The 5,048-nt window shown below is 43.8% G+C and carries 5 protein-coding genes and 1 pseudogene; all 6 read right to left on the bottom strand.

The features are described 5' to 3' along the window. Positions 1–444: pseudogene (locus KQJ18_RS21405) on the bottom strand (ATP-dependent carboxylate-amine ligase); the annotation flags it as partial. Then, the gene (locus KQJ18_RS21410) at positions 444–1,082 is read right to left on the bottom strand and encodes a 2OG-Fe dioxygenase family protein (protein WP_085048514.1); all 639 of its coding nucleotides are present in this window, start codon (positions 1,080–1,082) and stop codon (positions 444–446) included. The gene KQJ18_RS21410 and the pseudogene KQJ18_RS21405, both read right to left, overlap by 1 nt. 157 nt (positions 1,083–1,239) lie before the next feature. Further along, entirely contained in the window at positions 1,240–1,443 is a 204-nt protein-coding gene (locus KQJ18_RS21415; RefSeq protein ID WP_038639801.1) for a 4-oxalocrotonate tautomerase family protein, read from the bottom strand. Positions 1,444–1,458: 15 nt separating this feature from the next. After that, a complete protein-coding gene (locus KQJ18_RS21420) occupies positions 1,459–2,799 on the bottom strand; it encodes a hypothetical protein (RefSeq protein ID WP_038639799.1) in 1,341 nt (446 codons plus the stop codon). Beyond that, positions 2,789–4,651, bottom strand: coding sequence for an FAD/NAD(P)-binding protein (locus KQJ18_RS21425; protein WP_085048515.1), 1,863 nt, complete (start codon positions 4,649–4,651; stop codon positions 2,789–2,791). The genes KQJ18_RS21420 and KQJ18_RS21425 overlap by 11 nt, the downstream gene beginning before the upstream one ends. Continuing rightward, positions 4,648–5,048 (bottom strand): YbfB/YjiJ family MFS transporter (locus KQJ18_RS21430; RefSeq protein ID WP_216422700.1); only part of this gene is annotated, 401 nt, incomplete at its 5' end. The genes KQJ18_RS21425 and KQJ18_RS21430, both read right to left, overlap by 4 nt.

The raw sequence follows: 5,048 nt of genomic DNA on the forward strand, positions 1-5,048 counted from the left end.
GGGATATCCGTGTTGCGCAATAAATGAGGCCATTGCCGTCGCATTTCCCACGCGAGCCATTGCTGGAATCGGTAACTGATATTGCTGCACACGGGATTTCATCAGAAACTTATCGCGAAACAGGATCGCCGCACTCTCACGCCCCTGCGTTAAACCTAAACGATCGCTGATCCTTGCCGCCCTGAGCACATCAATTTCAGCCAGGAAGTAAATACCGCTGGCGTTGTTCGAACGTGCATAATGATAAATATCCAGTTCTACCACGGGATTATCGTTAAAGTTTTCATAAAACAGAAAGGTAAAATCATTCCCCATATGATGCAAGATCGCCGCTTTTTGACTGGCGCAGGTGGCTATCACTAACGGCGTTGATTGCTGGAGTTCATGCCAGGCGTTTGGCGAGTGTTGTAAAAGAATTTTGGGTGGACACAGTAAGATGTTCATTATTTTTCACTCTCGATATCAAACGTAATGACAAACACATCCCGAAATCCTTTCCCGGGCAACAGCGGTACGATAGGTGCGGTATAATGCAGATAATTAACATCATTGAAAATGATCGCCTCCCCCGCCAGAATTTTGAAGGTTGTTGCGTCATTTCCGCCGTCGTGATGAGGGATTAACGTAGTATCGCCACCGGCGATATTTTCCATTTCGCTGCAATAGACGGCAATGAACTTAAAGCCATCCTGATGTATACCTTCCGGAGCCGGATAGCCCGGCTGTCGATCATGTGTTGTAATTCTTATTTGATGAATACCAACGTTATAGTTATCCTTCGGTAGCAATGGCAGTAATTTGCTAAATACCAGATTCATAATTTCTTCGGCAACATCCTGTTTTATTTCTGGATACTTTCTGCTGATACCACCTGAATACGTATTAAGTTTTTCAGACTGAAAGAAAACTCCGGCCTCGCATAAACTAAAATATTTTTCACACCCTGCTTTTGCCTGAAGATAACTTCGAAAACGAAATTTCCCATCTTCAGCTTTAAGCCAGGGATCAGGTAGCAACTCATCAAAGCTTTTTTTAACATTAATCGAGGTATTACCCAAACGTATATGATGATAAGCATGCATATATGACATCCTCAGAAAAGAGACAATAATGTATGTTGGTTATTTTTCTCAACTTATGACACCGGCAAGGGCCAATATCATTACCTGCATCCAGGCAAAATACGATGACTGCGGATATCAGGCGAGGAACGCACGTTCCCCGCCATCACATTCACTATTACTGACTTTTTTTACGCAACTCGGTCACCGGTACGCCGCCAATCCCCCAGTTATCGGTATCGACTTCGTCAATAACCACAATGGTTGTAGCAGGGTTTTTATTAAGCACATCCACCAGTAGCTGAGTCGCACCTTCCATCAGCTGTTTCTTTTGTTTATCGGTCACACCTTCTTTAGTGATCTTAATATTTACGTAGGGCATAACAACTCCTGTAAACTAAATGATTGTGGATAATGCGCCGAGGTAGCTAAGCGCAAACAGGTTAAACAGCAGAACATAACCATAATGCATCTGGAAACTGGTTCTGCCGGGAGAAACATTAAGGCTGTTGGCAGCAAAAATTGCGTTTATCGATACCGGAGATAGCAGTTGCGTAGCAATAAAAAGGCAAATCCAAATCTGATAATCCACCACGCTGCCGGAAAGATAGTCGGAAAAAATCGACCACGACACGCTAAATATAATTAGGGGATGAATACCGAGGATACCAGGCAAGGGCAGAACAAATAAAATAATGGCATAGCACTGAAAAGTTGTAAGACCGCTAACAAACGCTGTAATGCCTTGCGGGATGTTTGCAAACAACATCATACATACTGATGTTAACAGGCTACATGCCAGGAGTAATACCACTTCGCCGGAGATCCCCTGAGCAGATTCAGACAGTTGTTGCGCCCACTGCTTTTTGCGATTCGCAAAATGACTGACGATAAAAAGAACAACCGCCGTGAAGGTGATGCTCTGCAAAGGATTCAACCCCAGCACGCTCAACGATAGAATAAAGCTTCCCCAAAACAAGCCGATAAAAGCAAGAATCGAGGTCATATTGCCGCGGTCAGAAACCGTATGACTATCTTCGGCAACCAGTTGGACACGCGATTTCTGGTTTAACAGGATACTGAATAAAAACAGGGGAATGCCGACCAGCATCGCCGGAACATGAGGGATATCCGGCATAGCAGCCCATACCGCCGCCGCACCAATAGTCGTCGGCATTAAAACCATCGTGATACATACCGTACGAGTGACAATCTTCGCCAGGTTAAACTTCGGTTGAACCACTTTTTTCAGGCTATCAAGCAGGAGTGGAATGGCCCCAAGGCTCATTGGCCAGGTTAAAAAAGCGGTCAGCAACGTTATAGACAATGTGACTCGAGACGGTTTTTTCTGCAGTAAATATGCCCCCAGCGCAGCGTTAAAATTTATCGCGTTCATCACCTGCCGGAGTAATGCAATCCCCACCAGCAAGAGCATGACGTCTGAATATCGTACAAAAACAGCGAGGAGGTTAAGTTCCCCACTCTTGTTTGCTGTCAGTAGAAAAATCATCGAAGCGATAAAAATGAGGATCCCACTTCTTGCCGATGATTTTTTCCACCAGAATGAAAAAGTTGACAGGATATACAATATTGACGCAACGAGTGCAAAAGCAGACATCACGGGATATTTACCGGCTAGCACACAGGATGCAAGGAAAACACCCAATGAGATCACAATCATTGAGGATTGCAGATTTTGCCAGAGATTACCGTGCGTCTGGATTTGCTCAGTCTGCATTAATGACAACCTCATGCTGAACATTGCGATGGTGCAATTGTTGATACATATCGGTTACACAGCGCCCGGCATCGACCAGGAACCTCGAATTGACAAGGGGTCGGGGCAATACGTAAGTGTAAAAATTAGCCCCTTCCGCTGGATTGCCTAACACCCAAATCGATTCTTGCGTTTCCCCAAGGCAGTTAATCGGATGCTGATTGATATCAATATCCAGCCCGCCTGGATGATAACCATCGTTCATAAAGGGACGCACAATGCCGTTGATAGTCATATTCCTCATCAACGTTGAAACGTCGTGCAACGGCGAAAAGTTAGCAATTTTGGCTTTTATCAACACATCAGCTTTCACTACGCTACTCTCATCTTTAAATTCAGAATGAACCTCGAACTTACCCTCATATTCATTCATCATTAACCGGGGATCCTTTCCTCCTGCCAGACGAACTATGTTGGCATGCATTAATGCCAACAGTTGTTCATTACGCAGTTTCGGCGGACCTACAGCAATACGATTAAAGACAGGATTGATCTGCTCAATGAAGTATTGATGCGATTTTGCGTCAAGTCCGCAATTATCGATAGCCCCTCGCAAAATATCTCTTACGTCACGAATAATGTCGGTCGCCGCTTTCACTGGGCCCTTGACGTTGCCTTTGTCAGACTCATGCAAGTCATCGCGTAAAAAATCAATAAACCATTGGCTATATTCTTCCAGGGAGGCATGTTCCTGATTGCGATGAGGATAAAGTATGCTATCGATAACCGCGGCATCATGCACATCAGCAACATATGTCGTGGGTTCCTGCCACTTCCCCTCCAGGGTAGATCGATAGACGTAGCACATTTCTTTATGCAGCAACGGGAAAATTTGTTCGATGAAATTTATTTTTGATGTGGCATTATGAATTAAATTCTGGACACGAAATTCATTAATTGCGGCTGAAGTTAAGAATCGTGGTCGGTATTGACCGGAAATACCTTTTTGATTCATGCCACGACTGCTGAAAGGGAGAGCCTGTCTGGAATAAATAAAAATATCAGGTTCATTGCCACTAGGGTGATAGCGAAGCATCCCATTGTCGGTCACAAACCGTCCACCACGTCCCAGCGTTAATTGAGAAATAACATCATAAGCTGTCAACCCAATGCCCTGGACGATAACCTTAGCTCGGGAGTGAATGTTATTTAACCTATCAACCGGATAAGGCGTGGAATAATATTCCAGCAGTTCATTTTGCTTATTGCTGCTGGCAATAAATTTTTCGACATAATGATCTTCCAACGTTTTCATATTGTCGCCATGGCCGGTTGTCAGATAAACAAAGTCAGCAACAATCCTCTGATTATCTTCTAAAACAATGGCTGATCGTTTATCTTGCTGAATAAAAAGATTAGTTGCCTGCTGATTTACTTGCGTTACCGTCAGACTGGCTGGCAGATTTTTTAGTATTCTCTCATACGCCCAATTCAAATATTCTCCCAATAAGCGACGAGGCAAGTAATCATTTGCATCAATAGCTAAACCTGTTTCGCTTTTTATATAGCGATCACCCACTTTGCGATAACCCTGATTGTTAGCCCATTGATGAAAACATGGGCCTGGGCGAAAAGGGCCGGCATTTTTTACGGTCGCATCACCAAACAATGTTATTTGACAGGCAACAGTATTAACTAATAAATGGTCGGGCTGAGACAAACTATGCGCTCCCACACCCATGGCATTTTTATCAATAATAATGATCTGCATATGTTCATTAATCGCATACTCTGTATGCAGGGCACAAATCCTTTCCAGAATACTTAAACCACGCGGTCCCATACCCAGTATAGCCACTGTCATTTTTTTCATTCTTTGCTCCAACTGTCTGAATATTTAACTTTACTGTATTGTAAATAGCTAATCCCTACTGCGATAAATAACGAGGCTGCACCCAATAATATGGAATAGGTCATTCCATTTTTATTGCTCTGGAAGGCACTGACAATTAATGGACCGACGATCTGCCCGACCCCATAAGTCAGCGTAACGAGGCCAAGAAGGTTAATCTTTTTTGGTGCCCTTATTTTTCTTGCCAGCGGCATGACCAAAGAACTTGTCCCCATGAATGTGCCGCCAAAACCAATACAGCTAATGGTTAGTAGCAGTGGTGAGTTAATAAATATGGCCATGACTACGCAAATCGCCTGAACAATTAAGTTAACACTTAGGCAGGATAATATATTCCACTTGCGCGCGGCCCATAACC

Source organism: Citrobacter sp. S55_ASV_140 (assembly GCF_018919505.1).
Classification (GTDB): Bacteria; Pseudomonadota; Gammaproteobacteria; order Enterobacterales; family Enterobacteriaceae; genus Citrobacter; species Citrobacter werkmanii.